The organism is Streptomyces sp. NBC_00400 (assembly GCF_036048035.1).
GTDB lineage: Bacteria > Actinomycetota > Actinomycetes > Streptomycetales > Streptomycetaceae > Streptomyces.
On the sequence record NZ_CP107940.1, the window covers coordinates 2,369,553 to 2,393,388 of the forward strand.

At 70.6% G+C, this 23,836-nt stretch carries 22 protein-coding genes and 1 riboswitch; of the genes, 8 read left to right on the top strand and 14 right to left on the bottom strand.

Annotated elements, in window-relative coordinates; genetic code table 11:
* Window positions 1-47 precede the first annotated feature (47 nt).
* Entirely contained in the window at window positions 48-1,217 is a 1,170-nt protein-coding gene (locus OHS81_RS10305; RefSeq protein ID WP_328391029.1) for a cysteine desulfurase family protein, read from the bottom strand.
* Window positions 1,218-1,429: 212 nt separating this feature from the next.
* Here OHS81_RS10305 and OHS81_RS10310 point away from each other — a divergent pair, with 212 nt between their 5' ends.
* The gene (locus OHS81_RS10310; RefSeq protein WP_328384492.1) at window positions 1,430-2,284 is read left to right on the top strand and encodes an alpha/beta fold hydrolase; all 855 of its coding nucleotides are present in this window, start codon (window positions 1,430-1,432) and stop codon (window positions 2,282-2,284) included.
* Between the two features lie 10 nt (window positions 2,285-2,294).
* Here OHS81_RS10310 and OHS81_RS10315 read toward each other — a convergent pair whose 3' ends face one another.
* Window positions 2,295-3,143: a thioesterase family protein gene (locus OHS81_RS10315; protein WP_328384494.1), complete on the bottom strand. Its 849-nt coding sequence runs from the start codon at window positions 3,141-3,143 to the stop codon at window positions 2,295-2,297.
* An 85-nt stretch (window positions 3,144-3,228) separates the two neighbouring features.
* On the opposite strand from OHS81_RS10315, the gene OHS81_RS10320 reads away from it, so the two are divergent.
* Window positions 3,229-3,876, top strand: a complete 648-nt coding sequence (locus OHS81_RS10320) for a trimeric intracellular cation channel family protein (RefSeq protein ID WP_328384496.1) — start codon at window positions 3,229-3,231, stop codon at window positions 3,874-3,876.
* A 16-nt stretch (window positions 3,877-3,892) separates the two neighbouring features.
* On the opposite strand, the gene OHS81_RS10325 is transcribed toward OHS81_RS10320, so the two are convergent.
* From OHS81_RS10325 to OHS81_RS10365, 9 genes are all read right to left on the bottom strand, one after another.
* The gene (locus tag OHS81_RS10325) at window positions 3,893-5,302 is read right to left on the bottom strand and encodes a M1 family metallopeptidase (RefSeq protein ID WP_328384498.1); all 1,410 of its coding nucleotides are present in this window, start codon (window positions 5,300-5,302) and stop codon (window positions 3,893-3,895) included.
* Between the two features lie 109 nt (window positions 5,303-5,411).
* Entirely contained in the window at window positions 5,412-6,560 is a 1,149-nt protein-coding gene (locus OHS81_RS10330; protein ID WP_328384500.1) for an ABC transporter ATP-binding protein, read from the bottom strand.
* The gene (locus tag OHS81_RS10335) at window positions 6,557-7,663 is read right to left on the bottom strand and encodes an ABC transporter ATP-binding protein (RefSeq protein WP_328384502.1); all 1,107 of its coding nucleotides are present in this window, start codon (window positions 7,661-7,663) and stop codon (window positions 6,557-6,559) included. Before OHS81_RS10335 ends, OHS81_RS10330 begins: the two co-directional genes overlap by 4 nt.
* Window positions 7,660-8,670 (bottom strand): ABC transporter permease, encoded by a 1,011-nt coding sequence (locus OHS81_RS10340; RefSeq protein WP_328384504.1) that lies wholly within the window; start codon window positions 8,668-8,670, stop codon window positions 7,660-7,662. The genes OHS81_RS10335 and OHS81_RS10340 overlap by 4 nt, the downstream gene beginning before the upstream one ends.
* Before the next feature lie 79 nt (window positions 8,671-8,749).
* Window positions 8,750-10,501 carry an ABC transporter substrate-binding protein gene (locus OHS81_RS10345; RefSeq protein WP_328384506.1) on the bottom strand — a complete coding sequence of 584 codons (1,752 nt, stop codon included), beginning with the start codon at window positions 10,499-10,501 and terminating at the stop codon, window positions 8,750-8,752.
* Between the two features lie 126 nt (window positions 10,502-10,627).
* Window positions 10,628-11,626 (bottom strand): ABC transporter permease, encoded by a 999-nt coding sequence (locus OHS81_RS10350; protein WP_328384508.1) that lies wholly within the window; start codon window positions 11,624-11,626, stop codon window positions 10,628-10,630.
* 407 nt (window positions 11,627-12,033) lie between these two features.
* Complete coding sequence (locus OHS81_RS10355; RefSeq protein WP_328384510.1) at window positions 12,034-12,834, bottom strand: enhanced serine sensitivity protein SseB C-terminal domain-containing protein; 801 nt, start codon at window positions 12,832-12,834, stop codon at window positions 12,034-12,036.
* A 62-nt stretch (window positions 12,835-12,896) separates the two neighbouring features.
* Window positions 12,897-13,694 (bottom strand): enhanced serine sensitivity protein SseB, encoded by a 798-nt coding sequence (locus OHS81_RS10360; protein ID WP_328384512.1) that lies wholly within the window; start codon window positions 13,692-13,694, stop codon window positions 12,897-12,899.
* 105 nt (window positions 13,695-13,799) lie between these two features.
* Window positions 13,800-14,462 carry an AAA family ATPase gene (locus OHS81_RS10365; protein ID WP_328391031.1) on the bottom strand — a complete coding sequence of 221 codons (663 nt, stop codon included), beginning with the start codon at window positions 14,460-14,462 and terminating at the stop codon, window positions 13,800-13,802.
* A 321-nt stretch (window positions 14,463-14,783) separates the two neighbouring features.
* Window positions 14,784-14,879, top strand: a riboswitch (glycine riboswitch).
* Window positions 14,880-15,030: 151 nt separating this feature from the next.
* Here OHS81_RS10365 and gcvT point away from each other — a divergent pair.
* From gcvT to OHS81_RS10395, 6 genes are all read left to right on the top strand, one after another.
* Window positions 15,031-16,161, top strand: a complete 1,131-nt coding sequence (gene gcvT / locus OHS81_RS10370) for a glycine cleavage system aminomethyltransferase GcvT (RefSeq protein WP_328384514.1) — start codon at window positions 15,031-15,033, stop codon at window positions 16,159-16,161.
* Between the two features lie 125 nt (window positions 16,162-16,286).
* Window positions 16,287-16,664, top strand: a complete 378-nt coding sequence (gene gcvH / locus OHS81_RS10375) for a glycine cleavage system protein GcvH (RefSeq protein WP_328384516.1) — start codon at window positions 16,287-16,289, stop codon at window positions 16,662-16,664.
* A gap of 94 nt (window positions 16,665-16,758) precedes the next feature.
* Window positions 16,759-18,018, top strand: a complete 1,260-nt coding sequence (gene glyA / locus OHS81_RS10380; protein ID WP_328384518.1) for a serine hydroxymethyltransferase — start codon at window positions 16,759-16,761, stop codon at window positions 18,016-18,018.
* 765 nt (window positions 18,019-18,783) lie between these two features.
* Window positions 18,784-20,169: an L-serine ammonia-lyase gene (locus OHS81_RS10385; RefSeq protein ID WP_328384520.1), complete on the top strand. Its 1,386-nt coding sequence runs from the start codon at window positions 18,784-18,786 to the stop codon at window positions 20,167-20,169.
* Window positions 20,170-20,471: 302 nt separating this feature from the next.
* On the top strand, window positions 20,472-20,744 hold the full coding sequence (locus OHS81_RS10390; RefSeq protein ID WP_328384522.1) for a hypothetical protein: 273 nt from the start codon (window positions 20,472-20,474) through the stop codon (window positions 20,742-20,744).
* Window positions 20,741-21,133 carry a type II toxin-antitoxin system VapC family toxin gene (locus tag OHS81_RS10395; protein WP_328384524.1) on the top strand — a complete coding sequence of 131 codons (393 nt, stop codon included), beginning with the start codon at window positions 20,741-20,743 and terminating at the stop codon, window positions 21,131-21,133. The genes OHS81_RS10390 and OHS81_RS10395 overlap by 4 nt, the downstream gene beginning before the upstream one ends.
* A gap of 501 nt (window positions 21,134-21,634) precedes the next feature.
* Here OHS81_RS10395 and OHS81_RS10400 read toward each other — a convergent pair.
* The 3 genes from OHS81_RS10400 to OHS81_RS10410 all read right to left on the bottom strand — a co-directional run bounded on the left by OHS81_RS10400 (window position 21,635) and on the right by OHS81_RS10410 (window position 23,697).
* A complete protein-coding gene (locus OHS81_RS10400) occupies window positions 21,635-21,943 on the bottom strand; it encodes a hypothetical protein (RefSeq protein WP_328384526.1) in 309 nt (102 codons plus the stop codon).
* A gap of 144 nt (window positions 21,944-22,087) precedes the next feature.
* Window positions 22,088-23,095, bottom strand: coding sequence for a phosphatase PAP2 family protein (locus OHS81_RS10405; RefSeq protein WP_328384528.1), 1,008 nt, complete (start codon window positions 23,093-23,095; stop codon window positions 22,088-22,090).
* Complete coding sequence (locus OHS81_RS10410) at window positions 23,092-23,697, bottom strand: phosphatase PAP2 family protein (RefSeq protein ID WP_328384530.1); 606 nt, start codon at window positions 23,695-23,697, stop codon at window positions 23,092-23,094. The genes OHS81_RS10405 and OHS81_RS10410 overlap by 4 nt, the downstream gene beginning before the upstream one ends.
* Window positions 23,698-23,836 lie beyond the last annotated feature (139 nt).

Below are 23,836 nucleotides of genomic sequence, written 5' to 3' on the forward strand. Positions count from 1 at the left end.
CGGCCCACCGAATCAAGCCCGCCGCCACAGCCCCGCCGGCTCAGCCCCTAACTCAACCCCGCGCTCCGCGCCCGTTCCACGACCGGTCCGATGGCCTGCGCCAGCGCCGCCACGTCCTCTGCGGTGGAGGTGTGGCCCAGCGAGAACCGCAGGGTGCCCCGGGCGAGCTCCGGGGACATGCCGGAGGCCAGCAGGACGTGGCTGGGCTGGGCGACGCCGGCGGTGCAGGCGGAGCCCGTGGAGCAGGCGATGCCCTGGGCGTCCAGGAGCAGCAGCAGGGAGTCGCCCTCGCAGCCGGGGAAGGAGAAGTGGGCATTGGCCGGGAGGCGGCCCGCGGGGTCCGGGTCACCGCCGAGGACGGCATCGGGGGCGGCGGCGCGTACGGCCTTGATCAGGTCGTCGCGCAGCGCCCCGATGTCGCGGGCGAAGTCCTCGCGGTGGGCGACGGCATACCGGCCGGCGGCGGCGAAGGCGGCGATGGCGGGGGTGTCGAGGGTGCCGGAGCGTACGTGCCGCTCCTGGCCGCCGCCGTGCAGCACCGGCACCGGGGCGTACTCACGGCCGAGCAGCAGTGCGCCGATGCCGTACGGTCCGCCGATCTTGTGGCCGGAGACCGTCATCGCGGCGAGCCCGGAGGCGGCGAAGTCGACCTCCAGCTGGCCGAATGCCTGCACCGCGTCCGCATGCAGCGGGATCTCGAACTCCGCGGCGGCCTCGGCCAGTTCGCGGACCGGCTGGAGGGTGCCGATCTCGTTGTTGGCCCACATGACCGTGGCGAGCGCGACATCTGCGGGGTTGCGGGCGATGGCCTCGCGCAGCGCCCCGGCGTGCACCCGCCCGTAGGTGTCGACCGGCAGCCATTCGACGCGGGCGCCTTCGTGCTCGGCGAGCCATTCCACGGCGTCGAGGACCGCGTGGTGCTCGACGGGGCTGGCGAGGACGCGGGTACGGGCCGGATCGGCGGCCCGGCGCGCCCAGTACAGGCCCTTGACCGCGAGGTTGTCGGCCTCGGTGCCGCCCGCGGTGAAGACGATCTCGCTGGGGCGTGCGCCGAGCGAGACGGCAAGGGACTCGCGCGCCTCCTCGACGGTACGCCGGGCCCGCCGGCCGTCGGCGTGCAGCGAGGACGCATTGCCGGTGACGGTCAGCTGGGCGGTCATCGCCTGCACCGCCTCGGGAAGCATCGGGGTGGTGGCGGCGTGGTCGAGGTAAACCATGGTGCGCACGATTCTACGAGCCGCCCCGGCGGGATCAGGGGGCGCATGCACAGCGCGCGGGAGCGGCGGGGCGCCGGGGCGCCACAGGACGCCCGGTACCGGGTTCCGTGCGGCGGCCCCCGGATTTCGGCGGGTGGCCCGCGGACCGCACGTCGCCCGTTCCGCGGCCCGCTGCCTCGACACCGTTGTAAGGAGTAAATAGCCTGACAGTCATGACACAGTGGCTCTTGGACCGTACGTTCCGCAGCGCTTCCGGCGACGAGGTGCGGTGGGCGGTGCACGGCGAGGAAGCGGCGGACGCACCGGCAGTGGTCCTGCTGCACGGGACGCCGTTCTCGTCGTACGTCTGGCGGGGTGTCACCCACGCACTGGCGGCCCGGCACCGGGTATTCGTGTGGGACATGCCGGGGTACGGCGCCTCGGGAAAGCGGGACGGGCAGGACGTCTCGCTCGGTGCGCAGGCCCGGGTATTCGGAGAGCTGCTGGCGCACTGGGAGCTGGACGGCGAGGCGGCCCGGCCGGCCGTCGTCGCGCACGACTTCGGCGGGGCCGTGGCCTTGCGGGCACATCTGCTGCACGGTGCGCGCTACGAGCGGCTGGCGCTCGTCGACCCGGTGGCGCTGGCCCCCTGGGGCTCACCCACCTACCGGCTGCTGGGCGCGCACCCCGAGGTGTTCGGGCAGCTCCCGCCGGAGCTGCACCGCGCGCTGGTGCGGGAGTACGTTTCCTCCGCGAGCCATCCGGGCCTGCACCCCTCCGTCCTCGACCGGCTGATCGAACCCTGGTGCACGGCAGAGGGGCAGCCGGCGTTCTACCGGCAGATCGCGCAGAACGACCAGCGGTTCACGGACGAGGTCCAGGGGCGCTACGGCGCGGTCGAGCCGCCCACGCTCATCTGCTGGGGCGCGCAGGACACCTGGATCCCGGTCGCGAAGGGGCACGAGCTGGCCTCCCGTATTCCGGGCTCCCGGCTCCGGGTGATCGAGGGCGCCGGGCATCTGGTGCAGGAGGACGCACCGGCCGAACTCACGGCGGAGCTGGCGGAGTTCCTGCGGGCCGGCCGGTAGGGCCCGCCCCCTACTCCTGCAGCACCGCACGCGCCAACTGCCGCGACTGGGCGACCAGTCGGTCCTCGAAGTCCCAGACCTCCGCGTCCTCCTCCAGGAAGCCGCCCGCCAGATTGCGGGTGGTGATGGCGACCCGCAGCGGCCCCGGCGCCGGGCGCCGGCGGATGTGGGCGGTCAGCTCGACGGTGGGCACCCAGCCGGACAGCCCCATCTCGAAGGCGGTGGGCGGCAGGGCGTCGACGGTCAGCAGGAGGGAGAGCGGGTCGGGCTCGCGGCCGTCGGCGAGACCGAACCAGGCGCGCATCTCGCCCTTGCCGGACGGGGCACCGACGGCCCAGCCCGCGGTCGCCGGGTCCAGGCGGAGCGCGAGCCGTTCGGTGATGGCGGTACTGCCGGAGATGGCGGGGCGGCCCCCGGGGGCACTGTCGGCCGCCAGGCAGTGCTCGTACGGCGGGATGGCCGGCGGCTTGGCGGTGGTGCGGACGTCGTCGGGCAGCGCGTCGAGGTCGCCGTACGCGGCGAGCACCCGCAGCCGCTCGATCTCGCTGCCGTCCTCCGCGAACTGGATGAGGCTGGCGGTGCCGGTCGACATCGTGCGGCCGCTGCGGACCACGTCGGTGCGGATCACGGCGGGGCCGGGGACCGAGGCCGTCAGGTAGTGCGCGGTGACGGAGAGCGGGTCGGGGTGCGGGAGGGCGTCGCCCAGGGCGCGGCCCATGAGGGCGAGGAGGTAGCCGCCGTTGACCGCCTGGATGATCGTCCAGCCGGCGGAGAGGTGGGCGTCGTAGACGCCGGGGGCGCGGCGGGTGACCGCCGTATCGCGGTCGAACTCGCTGTTGCCTTGGGTCACCAGAGCCATGGGTTGCACGCTACACCGGATGGTTACCGACCGGTAGTGTCAGATTTTTACAGCCTCGAACGGAAGCAGTCCTTCCGGGCCTGCGATGATGAGCGCCATGCTTCACGCCCTCTACCTGGTCGGTGTGGCCGCCTTCGCCGCGAGCGGGGTGCTGGCCGCCTATCGCGCCAATATGGACCCCTTCGGCGGCCTGGTGCTCGCCTTCGCCGCGTCGATCTCCGGCGGCACGCTGCGCGATGTCATCCTCGACCGGCGGCCGCTGTACTGGACGCACGACTGGGTGCTGCTGACCGTGATCATCTGTGTCGGCGTCGGCACCATGATCTATCTGCGGTTCTGGCAGCTGCCGCACAAATCACTGCTGGTGGTCGACGCGATCGGGCTGTCCGTGGTCACGGTGATCGGGGCCCGCGCCGCGATCGATGCGGGCGCCACCCCGCTCGCCGTGATCATCCTGGCGGTCCTGACCGGGGTCGCCGGCGAGGTCATCCGCGATGTGCTGTGCGGGGAGTTCCCGCCGCTGCTGCTGCGGGAGGACGTCTATGCGATCGCCGCGCTGGCCGGCGGCTGCTGCTACCTCCTGCTGGACCACCTCGGCACCGGGGCCACCCCCGCCGCGGCGATCTCGGCGGGGGTGGTGTTCGCGCTGCGGATGGGCGCGGTCTACCTCGGACTGCACCTGCCGCGGTCGCAGCAGCTCCGCGACCGGCGCGGGCAGCAGGACTCCGGCTGACCGCGGCGGCCGGTGCTCAGTTCGCCGGCGGCGCCGGCTTGCTGTCCGTCTTCAGCCAGGTGGTGAAGAGGTCGTCCAGCTGCTGCCCGGAGATCTTCTCGGCGAGCGCGATGAACTGGGCGGTGTCGGCGTTGCCGTAGCGGTGCGCGGAGGTCCAGGCCGGCAGCAGCTTGAAGAACGCCGTGTCCCCGATCCGCTCGCGCAGTGCCTGCAGCGTCATCGCCCCCCGGGAGTAGACCGCCTGGGCGAACATGGTGTCCCGCTGCGGATCGGCGACCTTCACCTTCCAGAAGGCATCGCTCGCCGGCCGGGCGTCGTACGCCTTGCGGAAGGCGTCATGGGCGCTCAGGGTGCCGCGGTGCTCGGTCCACAGCCACTGCGCATAGCTGGCGAAGCCCTCGTTGAGCCAGATGTCCTTCCACTGCCGGACGGAGACCGAGTCACCGAACCACTGGTGCGCCAGCTCGTGGACGATGGTCCCTTCGCTGCGCACGGCCGAGTAGGCGGGCTTGGACTGCACCTCCAGCGAGAAGCCGGCCTGCGGCATGTCGTCGACGATCGCCCCGGTCTCCTCGAAGGGGTACGGGCCGAAGACCTTCGACCAGTAGTCGGTGGCCTCGGAGGTGAGGCCGTAGACATCGACGGTGCCGGTGGGCAGGGTCGGGTCGGTCGCGACGTAGACGGGCGTGCCGCCGGGAGTGGTACCGGTACGGACGTCGAACTTTCCGATGGTGGCGGTGGCCAGGTACGTCGCCATCGGGCGGCTCTCGCGCCAGTGGGCGTACGAGCGGCCGTGCGCCTGGCCGGAGCTGATCAGGCGCCCGTTGGAGACCCCGGTCAGGCCCTCGGGGGCGTCGATGCGGATGTCGTAGGTGGCCTTGTCGCCGGGGTGGTCGCTGGAGGGGAACCACGTCGAGGCGGCGTTCGGCTCACAGGCGACGAAGACGCCGTCCTTGGTCTTCATCCAGCCGTAGTCGGAACCGAAGACGATCGGACCGTTCAGCGGCTCGGGGACACCGTGGTAGGCGAGGGTGACGGTGAACTTCTTACCGCGGCGCAGCGGGAAGTCGGGGCGCAGGGATATCTCGTCGCCGGATCTGGTGAAGTGCGCCCGCCGGCCGTTCACCCGGACCGAGTCGACCGTCAGCTTCTGCAGGTCGAGGTCGAAGGCGGAGAGGTTCTGGGTGGCCCTGGCGGTGAGCGTGGTGCGGCCGTCGAGGCGGCCGCTGCCGGGGTGGTAGCTGACGCCGAGGTCGTAGTGCAGGGCGTCGAAGCCGCCGTTGCCCAGTCGGGGGAAGTACGGGTCACCGATGCCCGGGGCGCCGGGGGACGCGGCGGGTGCGGCGGCGATGGTGGCGGCCGAGGCCACCGCGGTGGCCAGTGCGAGCCAGCGGGAGGTGCGACGTGCGGAACGGGAGAGTGCCATGAGCCATCCCTTCGGACACACGGATGAAGTTCGCCTCAAGATCGAACAACCGTGCTGACTCTGCACTCTCCCGCCGCTTTGTGCCCAGGACTTTGCCAAGTCCCAAGAGTTACTTGCCGGTTGCGGCCTTACCGCCCGCCGGCCCGGTGTTCTCCGAGCCTGCTGTGTCCGCTGCGACCGTGGTGGTCTCCGCGTTCTCCGGGTGGTGGCAGGCCACCTGGTGCCCCGTGCGCAGCGCGACCAGCGGCGGCTCGGTGGTGGCGCACACCTCGGTCGCCTTCCAGCAGCGGGTGCGGAACCGGCAGCCGGAGGGCGGGTTGATCGGCGAGGGCACATCGCCCTTGAGCAGGATCCGGTCGCGCTGGGTGCGCCGCTTGGGGTCGGGTACCGGCACCGCGGACATCAGCGCTTTGGTGTACGGGTGCATCGGCGACTCGTAGAGCCCCTTGCGGTCGCTCAACTCCACGATCTTGCCGAGGTACATCACCGCGATCCGGTCCGACACATGCCGGATGACCGAGAGGTCGTGGGCGATGATGACGTACGTCAGGCCCAGCTCCTCCTGCAGGTCGTCCATGAGGTTGACGACCTGCGCCTGGATCGACACATCGAGCGCGGAGACCGGCTCGTCGGCGACCACCAGCTTGGGCTTGAGGGCCAGCGCACGGGCGATGCCGATGCGCTGGCGCTGACCGCCGGAGAATTCGTGCGGATAGCGGTTGTAGTGCTCCGGGCTCAGGCCCACCAGCTCCAGCAGCCGCTGCACCTCCTTCTTCACCCCGCCCTCGGGCTCGACGCCCTGGAGGCGGAAGGGGGTGGAGACGATCCCGCCGATGGTGTGCCGCGGGTTCAGCGAGCCGTACGGGTCCTGGAAGATCATCTGGACGTCCCGGCGCATCGGCCGCAGCCGGCCCGGGGACATATGGGTGATGTCCTGGCCCTGGAACTCGATGGAGCCGCCGGTCGGCTCGTCGAGCCGGGTGATCAGCCGGCCCATCGTCGACTTGCCGCAGCCGGACTCGCCGACGACGCCCAGGGTCTCCCCCGGACGGACGTCGAAGTCGATGCCGTCGACCGCCTGCACCGCCCCGACCTGCCGCTTGAGCAGACCCTTGGTGATCGGGAAGTGCCGGACCAGACCGCGGACCCGCAGCAGCGGCTCGGCGTCGGAGGAGGTCTCCGCGGCAGGCTCCGCGGGGGCGTCCGCCGTCTTCTGGAGCGGAATCTTCTTGTTCTGGTCGTCAGTCGTCTCGGTCACAGCTTCGGCGCAATCTCTTCGGTCCAGATACGCTCCCGCTCCTCCTGCGACATGTGGCAGGCGGAGAAGTGCCCGCCGCCGGCCTCGCGCAGTTCGGGGCGGACCGTACGGGTGAGGTTGTCCTTGGGCACATCCGCGTACGGGCAACGGGGGTTGAAGGCGCAGCCGGACGGGACGTTGATCAGGCTGGGCGGGGAGCCCTTCACCGGGATCAGCCGGTCCGTCTGGTCACGGTCGATGCGCGGCATGGAGCCGAGCAGCCCCCAGGTGTACGGGTGCTGGGGCTCGTAGAAGACCTTCTCGGCCGGGCCGCGCTCCACGCACCGGCCGCCGTACATCACCAGCAGATCGTCGGCGAGCTCGGCGACCACCCCGAGGTCGTGGGTGATGATGATGACCGCCGAGCCGAACTCCTTCTGCAGATCGCGGATCAGGTCCAGGATCTGCGCCTGGACGGTGACGTCCAGGGCGGTGGTGGGCTCGTCCGCGATCAGCAGCTCAGGGTTGTTGACCAGTGCCATCGCGATCATGGCGCGCTGGCGCATACCGCCGGAGAACTGGTGCGGATGGTCGTCCACCCGCTTGTCGGGCTGCGGGATGCCGACCCGGTCCAGCATCTCGATCGCCCGCTTGCGCGCGGTCTTCTTGTCCACGTCGTTGTGGACCCGGTAGGCCTCCACGATCTGGCTGCCGACCGAGTAGAAGGGGTGCAGCGCGGACAGCGGGTCCTGGAAGATCATCGCCATCTCGCGGCCGCGCAGTCGGCGCACCTCGTCCGGCTCGGCACAGACCAGCTCCTTGCCGTCCAGCCAGATCTCGCCGGACATGTTCACCTTGCTGCGCTGCTGGCGCGAGGCGCGGTGCAGGCCCATCACGGCGAGGGAGGTCACGGACTTGCCGGAGCCGGACTCGCCGACGATGCCGAGCGTCTTGCCCTTCTCCAGGGTGAAGTTCAGGCCGTCGACCGACTTCACGATCCCGTCGTCGGTGTGGAAGTGCACCTTCAGGTCCCGCACTTCGAGGAAGGCGGAAGGGGGCCGGGAGCCTGCCGCGGTGGGTTCGCCCACGGCGGCCTCGGTCTTGTCCTCGGAGGAGTCGGTCACGAGAGCCTCACCCGCGGGTCGACGGCGGCGTACAGAACGTCCACCACCAGGTTGCAAATGACGATGAAGAACGCGGCGAGCAGGGTGACGCCGAGGATGTTCGGAAGGTCGTTGGCGTTGATCGCCTCGACGGCGAAGGCACCGACCCCCTTGAGCGAGAAGACCTGTTCGGTGATCAGCGCACCGCCGAGCAGCAGGCCCAGGTCCATGCCGAAGACCGTGATGATCGGGGTGAGCGCGGCCCGCAGGCCGTGCCGGACGACCACCTTGCGCTCGCGCAGACCCTTGGCGCGGGCCGTACGGATGTAGTCCTCGCTCAGCGTCTCCAGCATGCCCGCCCGGGTGAGCCGGGCGTAGAGCGCGGAGTAGAGGAAGGCCAGGGTGACCCAGGGCAGGACCAGGGTCCGGGCCCATCCGAACGGATCGTCCGTCAGATAGATGTAGTCGCTGCGCTCGAAGATCGGCCACTGGTAGGTGAACAGGGCCAGGGCCAGGGCTCCCGTGAAGAACATCGGGAGGGAGACGCCGGCCAGCGCGACGCCCATGGCCATCCGGTCGAAGACCGAGCCGGGGCGCAGCGCGGAGAGCACGCCGGTGGCGACACCGGAGACGACCCACAGCACGGCCGCGCCGGCGGCCAGCGAGAGCGTCACCGGAAGCCGGTTCTGGATCTCCGGCCAGACCTCGATATGGGTTTTGAAGGAGTAACCGAAGCACGGCACATGGCACTTGGCCGCTTCCGGACCGAATTTGTAGTCGACGCCGACGAAAATGCCCTTGAGGAAGTCCCAGTACTGCTCGTACACGGGCTTGTCCAGGCCGAGATTCTTCTTGACCGCGGCGATGTCCGCGGGCGTGGGGGCCTTTCCGATGTACTGCTGGGCAAGCTGGTCGGTGCTCTGCCCGGCCAGCTTCGGCAGCAGGAAGAAGATGCCGAAAGTGACCGCGCTGACGATCAGCAGCAGGACCACTGCGCTGATCAACCTGCGGATGATGTACGAGAACACGGGGATGCGGCGTCGGCGCCGCGAGCCGGTTCACCACCGGCCCGCGGACACCAATGCCTTCACCTGCCTTCCAGGGCTGCTACTTCTTGACGCCGATGTTGAGGTAGTCGTACTGACCGCTGAAGGCCGAGGTGGACACCAGGTTGGTGGCCTTGGGCGAGCGGTACATCAGAACCTTGAAGTAGGTGAGCGGGACCAGCGCCGCCTGCTCCATCGTCTTCTTGTCGATCTCGGCGTACGCCTTCTCGCGGGCCGCCTTGTCGGTGTTGGCGATGGCGGAGTCGAGCAGCTTGTTGATCTCCGGGTCGTCCAGCTCCGAGAGGTTGGCGTTACCGGACTGGCTGATCGCCTTGCCGTTCAGGATCTGCTGGAGGTAGCCGTAGCCGGTCGGGAAGTCCGAGCCCCACTGCATCATGATCATGCCGACGTTGTTCTTCTTGTTGAACTTCGGCACACCGGCGTAGTCCGAGAAGTACTTGCTGGTCGGATACGACTGGATCTTGGCGGTGACGCCGATCTTCTTCAGCGAGTCGATGACCGAGGTGGCCGCGTCGACCTCGTCCTGGCGGTCGTTGCGGGCCAGGATCGTGGTCGTGGTCTTGCCGGCACCGCACTTCGCCCAGTGCTTCTTGGCCTCGGTCAGGTCCAGCTTGTCGCCGTCGTACTTCTGCGGGTACAGGTCGTACTTCTGGTAGCCGTCGATGTCGGTCGGCAGGACCGTGGAGGCCAGCTCACCGCGGATCGGGCCGCCGAGGGAAGTCTGTACGGCCTTCTTGTCGATGGCGTACTCGACGGCCTTGCGGCACTCGATGTTGTCGAACGGCTTCACCTTGGTGTTCAGCGCCGTGTAGACGAGGCGCTGGCCGAGGGTGTTGTCGGTGTTGCCCTTCTCCTTGGAGTTCGTCAGGAGCTGGGCCTGGGTCTGCCCGTCGACACCGCGGCCGGCCAGGTCCACCAGGGTGTTACCGGACTGGAGGTCCTTGTCGATGGTCGACTGGGCGACCTTCAGGTTCAGGACGATCTTTTCCGGCAGCTGCTTGCGCAGCGGGTCCGTCTTGGCTGACCACTGCGGGTTGCGGACCAGGGTGAGCTTCTTGCCCTCCTGGTAGCTCTCGAACTTGTACGAGCCGGTGGACAGCACGGACTTGGTGTAGTCCGCGCCCTTGTCCTTGGCCTGCGGGACCGGGGCGGTCTGCGGGGCGCTCACCAGGTAGTCGAACTCGGCGAACGGCTTCTTGAGGTGGAAGACGACGGTCTGGTCGTCCGGGGTCTCGATGGACTTCAGACCGGCCTTGCTCTTGTCCTTGTAGGGACCCTTGTAGCCGCCGTCGTTGTCCTTGAGGAACTGCTGGAAGTAGTTCGGGCCCAGCGAGAGGGTGTCGCGCGCGAAGTTGCTGCGCTCGACGGCGTACTTGACGTCCTGCGAGGTGACCGTGGAGCCGTCGTCGTACTTGACGCCCTTACGGATCTTGTACGTCCAGGTCTTGCCGCCGTCACTGGGCTTGCCCATCGACTCGGCGAGGTCCGGGGTCAGCTCGTTGCCCTTGGCGCCGGGGCCCGGCTTGAAGGTGGTGAGCGGGCGCGCGTAGAGCCGGCTGAAGTTGTAGATGAAGGCGTAGTACGTGTTGCCCGGGTCGAACGACTCGGGGGCGTCGCTCATCGCGTAGGTGACCGTGCCGCCCTTCGCGTCCGAGGCGTTGACGACGCCCTTGGTGGCGGCGTTCGCCTCGCCCGAGCCCTCCGAGGAGCCCTTGCCCCCGCTGCAGCCGGCCAGCAAAAGGCCCGCACTGGTGATGGCCGCGACAGCCGCGACCGGAACTGACCTTCGCATGATGGTCGGTGTCCCCTTCGTTCGTCGAGAAAGGTCAAACCTCAAAACGCAGTAACGCAGTAACGCAGTAACGCGGAAACGCAGTAATGCAGTTGGGGGCGTCGGAGCGGGTGCCCGCTGCAGCCGTCAGCGGCTGCGCGGGTCCAGCGCGTCCCTCAGTCCGTCACCGAGCAGGTTGAACGCGAGCACGGTGACGAAGATCGCGAGACCGGGGACGATCATGTACTGGGGATCGACCTCGTAGTACTTGACCGCCTGGTTGAGCATGCCGCCCCAGGACGCCTGGGGCGGCTGGATGCCGACGCCCAGGAAGCTCAGGGCCGCTTCGAAGAGGATGTTGGAGGGGATCAGCAGCGTCGAGTAGACGATGATCGGCCCCACCAGGTTGGGCAGCAGCTCCCGGAAGAGGATGAACGGGCCGCGCGCACCCATGCCGCGGGCGGCGTCCACGAATTCCCGCTCGCGCAGCGACAGCGTCTGCGCACGGACGATCCGCCCCATGTAGGGCCAGTTGAAGAAGCCGATCACGAAGATCAGCACCGAGATGTGCAGCGGCAGGCCGTCCAGACCGAAGGCGCCGCCCTGCAGCGAGGCGGAGATCGCGATGGCGAACAGCAGCAGCGGGAAGGCCAGGAAGACGTCCATCATCCGGCTGATGAAGGCGTCCACCCGCCCGCGGTAGAAGCCGGCGACCACTCCGAGCACGGTGCCGATGGCGACCGACAGCAGCGTCGCGCCGAACGCCACGATCAGCGACACCCAGGAGCCCTCCAGGATCCGGGCGAGCAGATCGCGGCCGAACTTCGGGTCCACGCCCAGGGGGTGGTCGCCGCTCATGCCGCCGAGGTCGCCCTTGGGGAGCGTGGTGTTGGGGTCGATCAGCGACTGGTTGGGATTGTTCGGGTCCAGCCCCAGCAGGGCCTGGATCGGACGGGAGAGCGCGGCGACGACGATGAGCAGGATGACAACGATGGCACCGGCCACCGCGACCTTGTCCCGCCGGAAGCGCAGCCATGCGATCTGGCCGAGCGAACGCCCCTCGATCCGCTTTCCCTCGACGCCCTTCAGCACCGCTTCCGGCTGCGCCTCAGCAGCCGCCCCGGTGGTCTCGATCGGTGCGGTCACAGTGCCTTTGACCCCTCTCGGCCGACGGTGGCCGGCCCCTGCCCGCCGCGGATTGCGGCTGGTTCTCATCACTGGTGCAAGTTCGGTGCAGCAAGTCCTGCGGGCATCGCGGAAGTTCGCACTATGGAAGTTCTCAGGCTTGCGCGACGCCGTGGGGTGACGCTCGTACAAAGGACCGAGGTCCGTTGTTTCCGGAGTCTTCATCCCTTTCTCGATCAGTCACCAGCCCTGACAGGGAAAGGATGCGCAACTGTGATGTCCTTCACCGCTTTCCGTTATACGGACAACAGTTCGGGCTGAGCGGGGCGATCACCCGCGGGAGCGCTCCTCAACCGCGGGATATACAGGGAGAATTCACCACAACACCGGCGCCCGGACGGTACTCCCGGGACACCGGAGACAGGCGGTCAGTACGGGCGCGGGTAGCCGTAGCCGTACGACGGCGCGGGGGCCTGCTGACCCGGCGGCTGGGCGTAGCCGTCACGGTCGAAGAAGGGGCGCGTGGAGGCCCGCATCCACATGCCGACCGGGTCGAACTCGTCGTTCATCGCGACGGTGGAGACGGGCAGACCGTCCGGAACCGCGCCGATCGACTGCTGGATCATCAACCGCACCGAATCCACCGCTTGTTGGCCGGTGTCGTACAGATCCAGACCGATCGCCAGATAGGGGGCGCCGAGCGCCGGCTGCACCCAGGCCCGGCGCAGCGACCGCACGGCGGGCGTCCGGTGCGCGTTCTGGGCGAGCAGCGCGTAGAACTGCGGGATGTCGATGACCGGTTCGGAGATCCGCAGCGGACCGGCCGGCAGCCGGTCCAAGCCACCGGCGATACGGCGCAGATCCAGCCACGGGATGCCGATACCCCCGCCGGGGGCGTGCGGATTCAGCCACAGGCCCCAGCGGTCGGGGAAGAGCGAGGCGGCGATCTCCAGGCCGGTGACGACCTCATGGTCACGGTTCCAGCCGGAGGCGGCGAGTTCGGGCGCCGAGGTCACACACGGCGCATAGCCGAGGCCTTCGACCTCCATGTTTCCGTACTGCGCATCGGGCGAACCGGCCCGGCCGTGCCACAGCAGCATCCAGACCTGGCCCGCGGCGAGCGCATGCAGCAGCGCCTCGTAGGCGTCGTAACGGCCGGGCGAGACCTGCTGGAGCAGCTGCTCCAGTGCTCCGGCCGCCGCCGGCCCCTGATGCGCACCCGCGCTCACGTGGTCCGTCCCTTCTGTCCGCAGGGCACGTCATGGGTGCGCCCGCCCGTCATCCATCCAGCTTACGAGTGGTCCCGAGAGTAGAAGGGCCGCACACGCTCCAGCATCCAGTCGGCGACCGGGTCGCCCTGGGCGAGGTCGAGCATGACGAGCTGTACGGGCCAGGGCACCGGTACGGCACCGAGCGCACGTCCGAGGGCTGACAGTACCGCCTCGCGGGCGGTGCCGTCGTGCAGTGCCGCGGCGTCCGCAGCGATCTGCACACCGACGAACAGCGCGGGCGTGTCGCCCTCGACACTTGCCAGGGCACGCCGGGCAGTGAGGACAATTCCGGCGCCGGAGAACTCCAGTCCGGCGGCGGCCAGGAAGTCCACCGGTTCGTCCTGCCAGTCCGGCTCGAAGAGCCGCACCCGGCCGCCGCTGGGCAGACCGGCCGCCTCGTGATGCCCCTCCCGGCACAATTCGGCCACCGCGGGAGGCGGCAGCGGGACGCCGACCGCACCGTCCGGGTTGACCGCGATACCGATGCGCGGGGGCAGCCCGCGGGCGAACTCCCGGGCCGGGGCGACGGTGAAGGACATATGCGCGCCGACCACCCGCAAGAACTCCTGCTCGGAGCTGTAGACCGGGACATAGGCCGCACCGTCGAGCTCGACGGTGGGCAGATCGAGGCCGCGGGTACCGGGACCCGCGCTCTCCGGTCCGCCGCCGTTGGGCAGCGGCACCCAGACCCTGCTGCGGCCCAGTACCTCGACGATCCGGCCACCGGCGCCCGGGTGTCCGACCGAGGCGGCCAGCACCTCTTCGAGCTCGTTCGCCGGCCACGCCAGCTGCGGTATCCCCTGCTCCGGAAATGTCATGTGCACCCACCCGTTCCAAACCGCGCCATCTGGCCAAAGACCCTAGACGAGAAGGCGTACGGAGGGACCCCCGGGGCACGGTGCCCGTGCGCCCGGTCGCCGCTGTCAGTCGAAGCCGACGGTCTCCAGGGTGCTCGCCGCCCGCCGGTCGAGCAGGACGGCCGAGGCGCAGCCCTTCGGCAGCCGGGCCGACTCCGCCGCGCCGACCAGCCGGCCCACCGCCCCGCGGTGCCGCGCGAAGGCGTACCCCGACACCCCGCGTCCCCGCGACTCCTGGCCGGACAGTGCCACCTCGGGCGGCACATCGAGCAGCACCAGATGCAGCCCGCGTCCGCCGCGCACCGCCGAACGCGCGAGCCAGCCGCGCACCCACGCCAGGGTGCCGCAGTCGTGCACCACCACACTGCCCCCCGAGCGCAGCGCACGGCCCAGCGTCAGGTAGTGGGCGGCCCGGACCAGCGGACGGTAGAGGGCGTACGGCAGCCGGCGCAGCCGGCCGCGCTCCCAGCGCTCGCGGACGTCCTGCGAATCGATGCGGTGCACCACGGCGCCGTGGGCGTCCAGCGGCGGTACGACCCGGTGCATCAGGGTGCTCTTGCCGCTGCCCGGGAGACCGGAGACCACCACCAGGTCACCGGCCGGGAACCGCAGCTCGGCGGCGCCCCTCGCCCGTCCGCGGCCCCGGAGGTCCACGATTTCGGCGCCGCGCCCCGGCCGGACGACGGGCCGCGGCGGCCGGCCGGCCCGGGACCCGGCGGCGGGCGGCACCGCGGGCGAGGTGGCGGACGGCACCACAGGCGCGGTGGCCCCGGGCGCGGCGGCCGGAGGCACGACGCCTGAAGTGGCCCCGAATGCCGCTTCGCTGTGCACGCGATCGTCCTCCCCGTCCGGTTCTGTTCCGGTTCGAGTCCGTCCCTACCCGCAGAGTGTCAAGAAAAGGTAATGCCCATCAAGGTTATTGTCCGATCTGCCCACGTCACGGGCGGGGCGACGGTGGGGGCTCCTCTATCGGGCGATCCCGTGCAATGATGTGGCCGCCACGTGCACATCTCGTCTCACCCGTGCACCGCCAACTCCATACCGGCCGTTTGAACCCGCGCGGGAGAGTCCCCGGCCGCCATGGCGGGGCGCCGAAGGAGCAAGTCCTCCCTTGAATCTCTCAGGCCCCTATACCGCGCAGGCGAGGCAGATCTGAAAAGCGAGCCGCAGCCCGGCCCACGGGGCGGCTCCACCCAAGGTGCAAACCGGGTCCGTTCGCGGGATCCCGGTGAACCTCTCAGGTTCCGATGACAGATGGGGAGAACGTCTTGTCACCCCTGCCTGGGAGCCCGGAACCATGACTGATGCCCCCCGCCGTACTGCGCTGGACGCCACCCATCGTGCGCTCGGCGCCACCATGACCGACTTCGCCGGCTGGGACATGCCGCTGCGCTACAGCAGCGAGCGTGACGAACATGTCGCCGTCCGTACCCGCGCCGGCCTGTTCGACCTCTCCCACATGGGCGAGATCACCGTCACCGGCCCGCAGGCCGCCGACCTCCTCGACTACGCGCTGGTGGGCAACATCGGCGGGGTCAAGACCGGCCGCGCCCGCTACACCATGATCTGCGAGGCCGGGGGCGGCATCCTCGACGACCTGATCGTCTACCGCCTGGCCGACCAGGAGTACATGGTCGTCGCCAACGCCTCCAACGCCCAGGTGGTGCTGGATGCGCTGACCGCGCGGGCGGGCGGCTTCGACGCCGCGATCCGCGACGACCGGGACGCCTACGCGCTGCTCGCGGTGCAGGGTCCGCAGTCGCCCGGGATCCTCAAGAAGGTCACCGACGCCGACCTGGACGGCCTGAAGTATTACGCGGGCCTGCCCGGCACCGTCGCCGGCGTGGAGGCACTGATCGCCCGTACCGGCTACACCGGCGAGGACGGCTTCGAGCTGTTCGTCCGGCCGGCCGACGCGGTCGCCCTCTGGGAGGCGCTGACCGAGGCCGGCAAGGACGCCGGTCTGGTGCCGTGCGGCCTGTCCTGCCGGGACACCCTGCGCCTGGAGGCGGGCATGCCGCTGTACGGGCACGAGCTGACGACCTCGACCACCCCGTTCGACGCGGGCCTGGGCCGGGTCGTGAAGTTCGAGAAGACGACCAACGACGGCGACTTCGTCGGCCGCAGTGCACTGGCGGAGGCCGCCGAGCGCGCCGAGACGAACCCGCCGCGCAAGCTGGTCGGCCTGACCGCCACGGGCCGCCGGGTCCCGCGCGCCGGCTACCCGGTCGTCGCGGCCGACGGCACGGTCATCGGTGAGGTCACCTCCGGGGCCCCCTCTCCCACCCTCGGCAAGCCGGTCGCCATCGCCTACGTCGACGCCGCCTACGCCACACCGGGCACCGAGGGTGTGTGCGTGGACATCCGTGGAAGCCATGAGCCGTACGAGGTCACCGCTCTGCCCTTCTACAAGCGGCAGAAGCAGTAGCTCACCCGCGGCGGACCCGGCAGCGGTGCGCACCCGTGCGTTTCACTGTGCAAGACCCTCCCCCTCGGCGTCACCAGGGGCGACCCCCTTCACGACCACACCCTCGCGTACAGGAGAATCGAGCCATGAGCAACCCCCAGCAGCTGCGCTACAGCAAGGAGCACGAGTGGCTGTCGGGCGCCGAGGAAGGCGTCTCGACGGTCGGCATCACCGAGCACGCGGCCAACGCGCTCGGCGACGTCGTCTACGTGCAGCTTCCCGAGGTCGGTGCCACGGTCGCGGCGGGCGAGACCTGCGGCGAGCTGGAGTCGACCAAGTCGGTCAGCGATCTCTACTCGCCCGTCGACGGTGAGATCACCGAGATCAACGAGGATGTCGTCAACGACCCCTCGCTGGTGAACACCGCCCCGTTCGAGGGCGGTTGGCTGTTCAAGGTGAAGATCAGCGGTGAGCCGGGCGACCTGCTCTCGGCCGACGAGTACGCCGCCTTCATCCAGAGCTGAGCCACCCGGCTCCCTCCGCCACCGCCCCCGCGGAAGCTCCCCAGGGCTCCGTCCGGGGGACCCCCTCGCGCCCCTGACTCCCCCAGGAAGACTCATGTCGCTTCTGAACAGCTCCCTCCACGAGGTCGACCCCGATGTCGCCGCCGCCGTCGACGCCGAACTCCACCGCCAGCAGTCCACCCTCGAAATGATCGCGTCGGAGAACTTCGCCCCCGTCGCCGTCATGGAGGCCCAGGGCTCGGTCCTCACCAACAAGTACGCCGAGGGCTACCCCGGCCGCCGCTACTACGGCGGCTGCGAGCACGTCGATGTGGTCGAGCAGATCGCCATCGACCGCATCAAGGCCCTCTTCGGTGCCGAGGCCGCGAACGTCCAGCCGCACTCCGGCGCCCAGGCCAACGCCGCCGCCATGTTCGCCCTCATCAAGCCGGGCGACACCATCCTGGGCCTCAACCTCGCCCACGGCGGGCACCTGACCCACGGCATGAAGATCAACTTCAGCGGCAAGCTCTACAACGTGGTGCCCTACCACGTCGACGAGAAGACCAACCTCGTCGACATGGAAGAGGTCGAGCGCCTGGCCAAGGAGCACCGCCCCAAGCTGATCGTCGCCGGCTGGTCCGCCTACCCGCGCCAGCTCGACTTCGCCGCGTTCCGGCGCATCGCCGACGAGATCGGCGCCTACCTCATGGTCGACATGGCGCACTTCGCCGGCCTGGTCGCCGCCGGTCTGCACCCCAACCCGGTGCCGCACGCCCACGTCGTGACCACCACCACCCACAAGACCCTCGGTGGCCCCCGCGGCGGCGTGATCCTCTCCACCCAGGAGCTGGCCAAGAAGATCAACTCTGCGGTCTTCCCCGGCCAGCAGGGCGGGCCCCTGGAGCACGTGATCGCCGCCAAGGCCGTCTCCTTCAAGGTCGCCGCCTCGGACGGCTTCAAGGAGCGCCAGCAGCGCACCCTCGACGGCGCCCGGATCCTCGCCGAGCGCCTGGTCCAGGACGACGTCAGGCAGCACGGCGTCTCCGTCCTGTCCGGCGGCACCGACGTCCACCTCGTCCTCGTCGACCTGCGCGACAGCGAGCTCGACGGCCAGCAGGCCGAGGACCGCCTCCACGAGGTCGGCATCACCGTCAACCGCAACGCGATCCCCAACGACCCGCGGCCCCCGATGGTCACCTCCGGCCTGCGCATCGGCACCCCGGCGCTGGCCACCCGCGGCTTCCAGGCCGAGGACTTCCGCGAGGTCGCCGACATCATCGCCGAAGCCCTCAAGCCCGCCTACGACGCCGAAGCCCTCAAGGCCCGCGTCACCGCGCTCGCGGAGAAGTTCCCGCTGTACCCGTCCCTGTGACGCGACTCCTGCACGGATCCCGCGCCCACCGGTGACCGGCGGGCGCGGGGTGCACGACGGTGAGCCCGGGGCGTGGGTTCCGGGCTCATGGTCTGGCTGTCCGGCCGGCGGCCCTTCGGCCCGGCGGCTCGTCCGGCCGGCGGCTCGCCGGCCTGCCCCTCTCTCCCGTTGCTCCCATTGCTCCCGTTTCTCCGGTTCTTCATGCGAGTGCGGTGCCTGCGTTTCCTGCGGGCGCGGTGCGGGGGCTCGGTGCCGGCCGGTGCGGGGCGCAGTGCCTGCGCTTCACACGAGCACGGTGCCGCCGGTGCGGGCGGACGCGGCATGCATGACCGGCACGGTGGCGGGCAGCCGCCCTCTCACGGGAGGCGGATTCCGGCCGGGCCGCCGCATGCGGATCAGGACCGGGCACGAACGGGTTCGACCGGACACGAGGGCACCGGCCTCCTCGACAGGCCGGACCGGCCGGTGCACGGCCCGGTGCCCTCACCCGCCCCCTGGCCCCCGGTCTCCCGCCCACACCGGCCCCCTCTCCCCACCGACCGACGACGCCCGTTACCCCCATCACCACTCATCGCCACCCGTTACCGCCCGTTACCCGCGGCGTCGCGGGCCCGACAGCTTCCGTCCGACGGCACCCGGCCGGGTCCGCGTTACCCTCGACCAACGGCGCAGAAACGTCCCCTCTGCCCCATTACTCCATCGCTCTTACTTCCACCGCTCCACCGCTCCACCGTCCACCACGAGCAGACAAGGGAGTCCGCCCCCGTGGCCATCTCCGTCTTCGACCTCTTCTCCATCGGCATCGGCCCCTCCAGTTCCCACACCGTCGGCCCGATGCGCGCCGCCCGGATGTTCGCGGGACGCCTCAAGAAGGACGGTCTGCTCGCCCAGACGGCCACCGTGCGCGCCGAGCTGTTCGGCTCGCTGGGCGCCACCGGCCACGGCCACGGCACCCCCAAGGCCGTCCTCCTCGGCCTGGAAGGCCACTCCCCCCGCACCGTCGACGTCGAGTCCGCCGACGCCGAGGTCGAGCGCATCCGGCAGACCAAGCGGCTGCGGCTGATGGGCGCGGAGATAGGCGCCGCGCACGAAATCGACTTCGACGAGTCGGCCGAGCTGATCCTGCACCGGCGCCGGGCCCTGCCCTACCACGCCAACGGCATGACACTCTTCGCCTACGACGCCTCCGGCGCACCGCTGCTGGAGAAGACGTACTACTCGGTGGGCGGCGGTTTCGTCGTCGACGAGGACGCGGTCGCCGGCGAAAACCCGATCGTGCCCGACGACACCGTCCTGACCCACCCCTTCCGCACCGGCGACGAGCTGCTGCGGCTGTCCCAGCAGACCGGCCTGTCCATCTCCGCCCTGATGCTGGAGAACGAGAAGGCCTGGCGCACCGAGGAGGAGATCCGGGCCGGGCTGCTGGAGATCTGGCAGGTCATGCAGGCGTGCGTGACCCGCGGTATGTCCCGTGAGGGGATCCTGCCCGGTGGTCTGAAGGTGCGGAGGCGGGCCGCCAACGCCGCCCGCGCCCTGCGCTCCGAGGGCGACGCGGCCGCCCGCGCGATGGAGTGGACCACCCTCTACGCGATGGCCGTCAACGAGGAGAACGCGGCCGGCGGCCGGGTGGTGACCGCCCCCACCAACGGCGCGGCCGGCATCATCCCCGCGGTCCTGCACTACTACATCAACTTCGTGCCCGGCGCCGACGAGGAGGGCGTGGTCCGCTTCCTCCTCGCCGCCAGTGCGATCGGCATGCTCTTCAAGGAGAACGCCTCGATCTCCGGCGCCGAGGTCGGCTGCCAGGGCGAGGTCGGCTCCGCCTGCTCGATGGCCGCCGGCGGCCTCGCCGAGGTCCTGGGCGGCTCCCCCGAGCAGGTCGAGAACGCCGCCGAGATCGGCATGGAGCACAACCTGGGCCTGACCTGCGACCCCGTCGGCGGCCTCGTCCAGATCCCGTGCATCGAGCGCAACGGCATGGCGGCCGTCAAGGCCGTCACCGCCGCCCGTATGGCCCTGCGCGGCGACGGACGCCACCACGTCTCCCTCGACAAGGTCATCAAGACCATGAAGGACACCGGCGCCGATATGAGCGTCAAGTACAAGGAGACCGCACGCGGCGGCCTGGCCGTCAACATCATCGAGTGCTGAGTTGAGCCTGGAGGCCCTGACCAGCGCGTTTGTGTCTTTCAGCGCTGTCGGGGCCTTCCTGCTTACTCGGCGGAAAGCCCTGAAACCTCCCTGGGACAGACGTGAAAGTCCCTGAAACGTCCCTAGGAAATCCTTCGCGGATTGGCGTCTGGCCTGGGGGTTCATCGCGCCTGCTCGACGACGGCTCCCCCCTGGCACCCTTCGAGCGGCTCTGCAGTGACGACCAGGTGGGCGCTGCCTGCACGGACGAGCAGACACGCATAGCGATCGCTCAATAACAAGAGTTTTATTAAAGTAGCTCCATGGCTACCTCTCCCGCTCCCGGCGAAGGCCCCGTCCGCCCGGTGTCCGTCTCCCTCCACGAAGGCACCATCGCGGCCCTCAAGGCACATACCGGCAAGCGAGGCATGTCCGCCTATGTCGAAGCCCTCATCCAGCGCCAGCTGGAGCGGGACCGGCTGCGCGAACTCATCGAAGATGCCGAAGGTGAACACGGCCCGGTGGACCAGGTAGCGGTCGAGACCAAGCGAGCCATCCTGCGCGGTGACACGGCCGGCTCGGCGGACGCCGCGTGAGCGGCACGCTCGTCCTGGACTGCGAAGGCCTGTCCGAACTCGTGCGACGCTCGCCTGAGCTCACCGAGTGGCTGGCTGCGGCCGAGGCCGAGGACATCCGCGTGGTCACCAGCTCTGTCACGCTGGTCGAAGCACGCGACCCCAAGGTCAACCAGGCCCGCTTCGACCACGCCGTCTCCCGCGTGAACATCGTCCCGCCCACCGAAGCCATCGCCCGCCACGCCAGCAAGCTCCTCGCCGCTGCCGGCCTGCACGGCCACAAGTACGCCCTCGACGCCGTCGTGACCGCCACCGCACTCGCCTCGCCCGCCCCCGTAACCGTCCTGACGTCGGACCCCGAGGACCTGCTCATGCTGTGCGGCCCCGGCGTCCGCATGGTCAAGGTCTGAGTCTGCGAGGCCGCGTCCCACCCCCTTTGCGCGGGTCAGAGTCGCTGTACGGGGAGCCTCGGGCAGTCCAGCCAGAAGAGCAGCAGCTCCTCCACATGCCGCGGCTCCAAACATCCCCAACTGACCGTCGGCGGTAGCCCTCTGACGGTAGTCCAACGCCGCCTCGGCCAGGAATCCGTCAACAGGCAGGCCCTGTTCCCCGGCCTATCGGACCAGCCGGTCGACCAGAAACCCGCGCGCCGCCTCGTACTCATCCTCGGCCCTGGTTTCGAGCCGCATCCGCATGAGCCCACCCATGGCGTCCGCAGCATTTCTTGCCACGCCGCGCAATCGCCCAGCCGCGACGCTCGACGACGTCGGCGCCGAGCGCTTCCCGCACGGTGGGGCTGTGCCGGAAGGCGATCATCGCCTGGTGCAGGGTTCTTGGCGGGAGCCGGCTTCTCGAAGAGCTTGCGGGCCTCCTCGACCGGCGGCCCGGCCGTCCGCTGGGCCGCCGTCCGGCTATCTGCCGATCTCCCAGGCGAAGGGCGGGAGTTCGCGGGCCCGGGAGTAGATGTCCAGGGCCTGGCTTGTGGGGACGAAGGGGTGGACCCGGGCGCCTTCGAGGCCGGCCAGCAGGCGGGCGCAGTGGTGGACGCAGCCGGCGACCTCCCTGCCCTGGCGGTCGACGATGGTGGCGGCGTCCCGAGAGCCTTCGCACGGCGTGGGGTCCTTGGCGGCGGCGGCCGGGCAGCGGCCCGGCGGGGCGCCGGACGCGGCGGCCCCGTCGGCTGACCGGCGCGGCGGGGAGGCGTCGAGTGGCTGGTTCATGGGTGGGCCCCCTGGTGGTGCGGTGGTACGTACCGTGAGCGGCGCCGTGGCGGAATCGCTTCCGTTGTCCCGGCGCCCAGGACAGTGCTGCTCGGCGTGGGACGCGTCCATGCCGCCTTGGGGAAGATCTGGTCCGATCGTCAGCTATTCATGGGAATGTGCGCTATCGGGCGCCTTTGCCGGTCGGGCCGGGCTGTTCCGGCGAGGGCGGGCGAAGGGGTCGAGGAGCAGGGCGAGGGCCAGCAGGGTGGCCGCCAGCAGCCAGCCGGCCAGGACATCGCCCGGCCAGTGGACGCCCAGATAGATGCGGGTGAGGCCGACTCCGGCGGCCCAGAGGGCCAGTACCGCGCACCAGGTGCGGGCCACGGCGGGGCGGGCGTACCGGGCGATGCCCCAGGCCAGGATTCCGGCTGCCAGCGCCGAGGTGGTGGCGTGGCCGGAGGGGAACGCGTAGCCGGAGGCGTGCGCGGCCCGGTCCGCGGCCGGCGGACGGGGGCGGGCGAGCAGTTCCATCAGGCCGTAACGGATCGCCTGGCCGACGGCGAGGACGGCGACGGCGCAGAGCACCGCGCGCAGCCGGCCCGCCGCACCGCGGCCGGCCAGCAGGCCGGCGAGCACCGCCAGCAGATAGGGAACCGGTCCGCTGCCGGTGGCGGTCAGCGCGCGGGCCAGGGAGCGCAGCGGCTCGCCGTGGTGAGCAGTGGACCAGTGGAGGGCGGCCCGTTCGGGGGCGAGCGGGGCGCCGTGCCGTAGGGACACGGTGAGGGCCACGGCGGCGAAGAGCGCGGCGCAGACCGCGGCGAAGGTCAGGAGGGGGGCGGTGGCGGGGCGTCGCCATGGGCCGGGGTGCGGGGTCGGCTCCGGGGCGGGGTGGGGGGCGAGCTCCGGGTCGGGGTCGGGGTCCGGGTCGGGGTCGGGGTCCGGGTCCGGGTCGGGGTCCGGGTGGGGGGTCGGCTCCGGGCGAGGATGGGGATCCGGCTCCGGGGCCGGCTCCGGGTCCGGCCGCTGCAGCCCCGGTTCCGGTGCCCGTCCCGGCTCCGGCGCCCGTCCCGGTTCCCGCTCCGGTTCGGGCTCCGGTTCGGGTCCCCGCTCCGGTTCGGGTTCCCGCCCCCGTCCCCGTTCCCTTCCCGGTTCCCTCTCCGACGCCGTCACCGCGCGGCCACCAGGGGGCGCAGCCGGGTGGCGCGGATCCGGTCGACGGCGGGGGCCGCTCGGCGGGCGAGGGGGGTGAGCAGGCGGGCCACGAGGGCGCCGGCGATCAGGCCGGCGGCGACGTCGTGCGGGTAGTGCGCACCGACCCAGACGCGTGAGGCCGCCATCAGGAGCGCGGCCGGTACGGCGATCCGGCCCAGTTGCCGGTCGCACAGCAGCAGGGCGACCGCGGCCGCCGCGGCGATGGCGGAGTGGTTGCTGGGGAAGGACCAGTCGCCGGGGCCGGGACAGGCCTCGACGGTGGCGGTGTGGAGTGTCCGGCAGGGCCGCTGTTCGTCGAAGAGGATCTTGACGAGGTCGCTGACGAGGAAGGCGGCGACCACGACGAGAGGGGTGACCAGCGCCAGCGCCATGCCGCCGGAGGCGCCGCTTCTGGCGCGCCACCAGCCGATCAGCATCAGGGCGGCGAAGAGGGCGAGGCCGTAGTCGGTCCAGTAGGAGAGGAGGGTGTTGAGGGAGTGCGGGGCGTGCTGGGCGAGGTAGACGATCCGGGTGTACGGGCCGCCGTCGATCGAGGCTCCCCCGAAGGCGAGGTGGGTCACGGGGTTCTCCTTGGCGGCTCGGTGCTGCGCAGCTCTGCGGGTCGGTGCTCTGCGGGTCGGTGCTCTCCGGCTCGGCGCTCCCCGGTTCCGCGCTCTGCGGCTCGGCGCGGAGGGCGCCGGACAGGTGGAGGGGTGGACG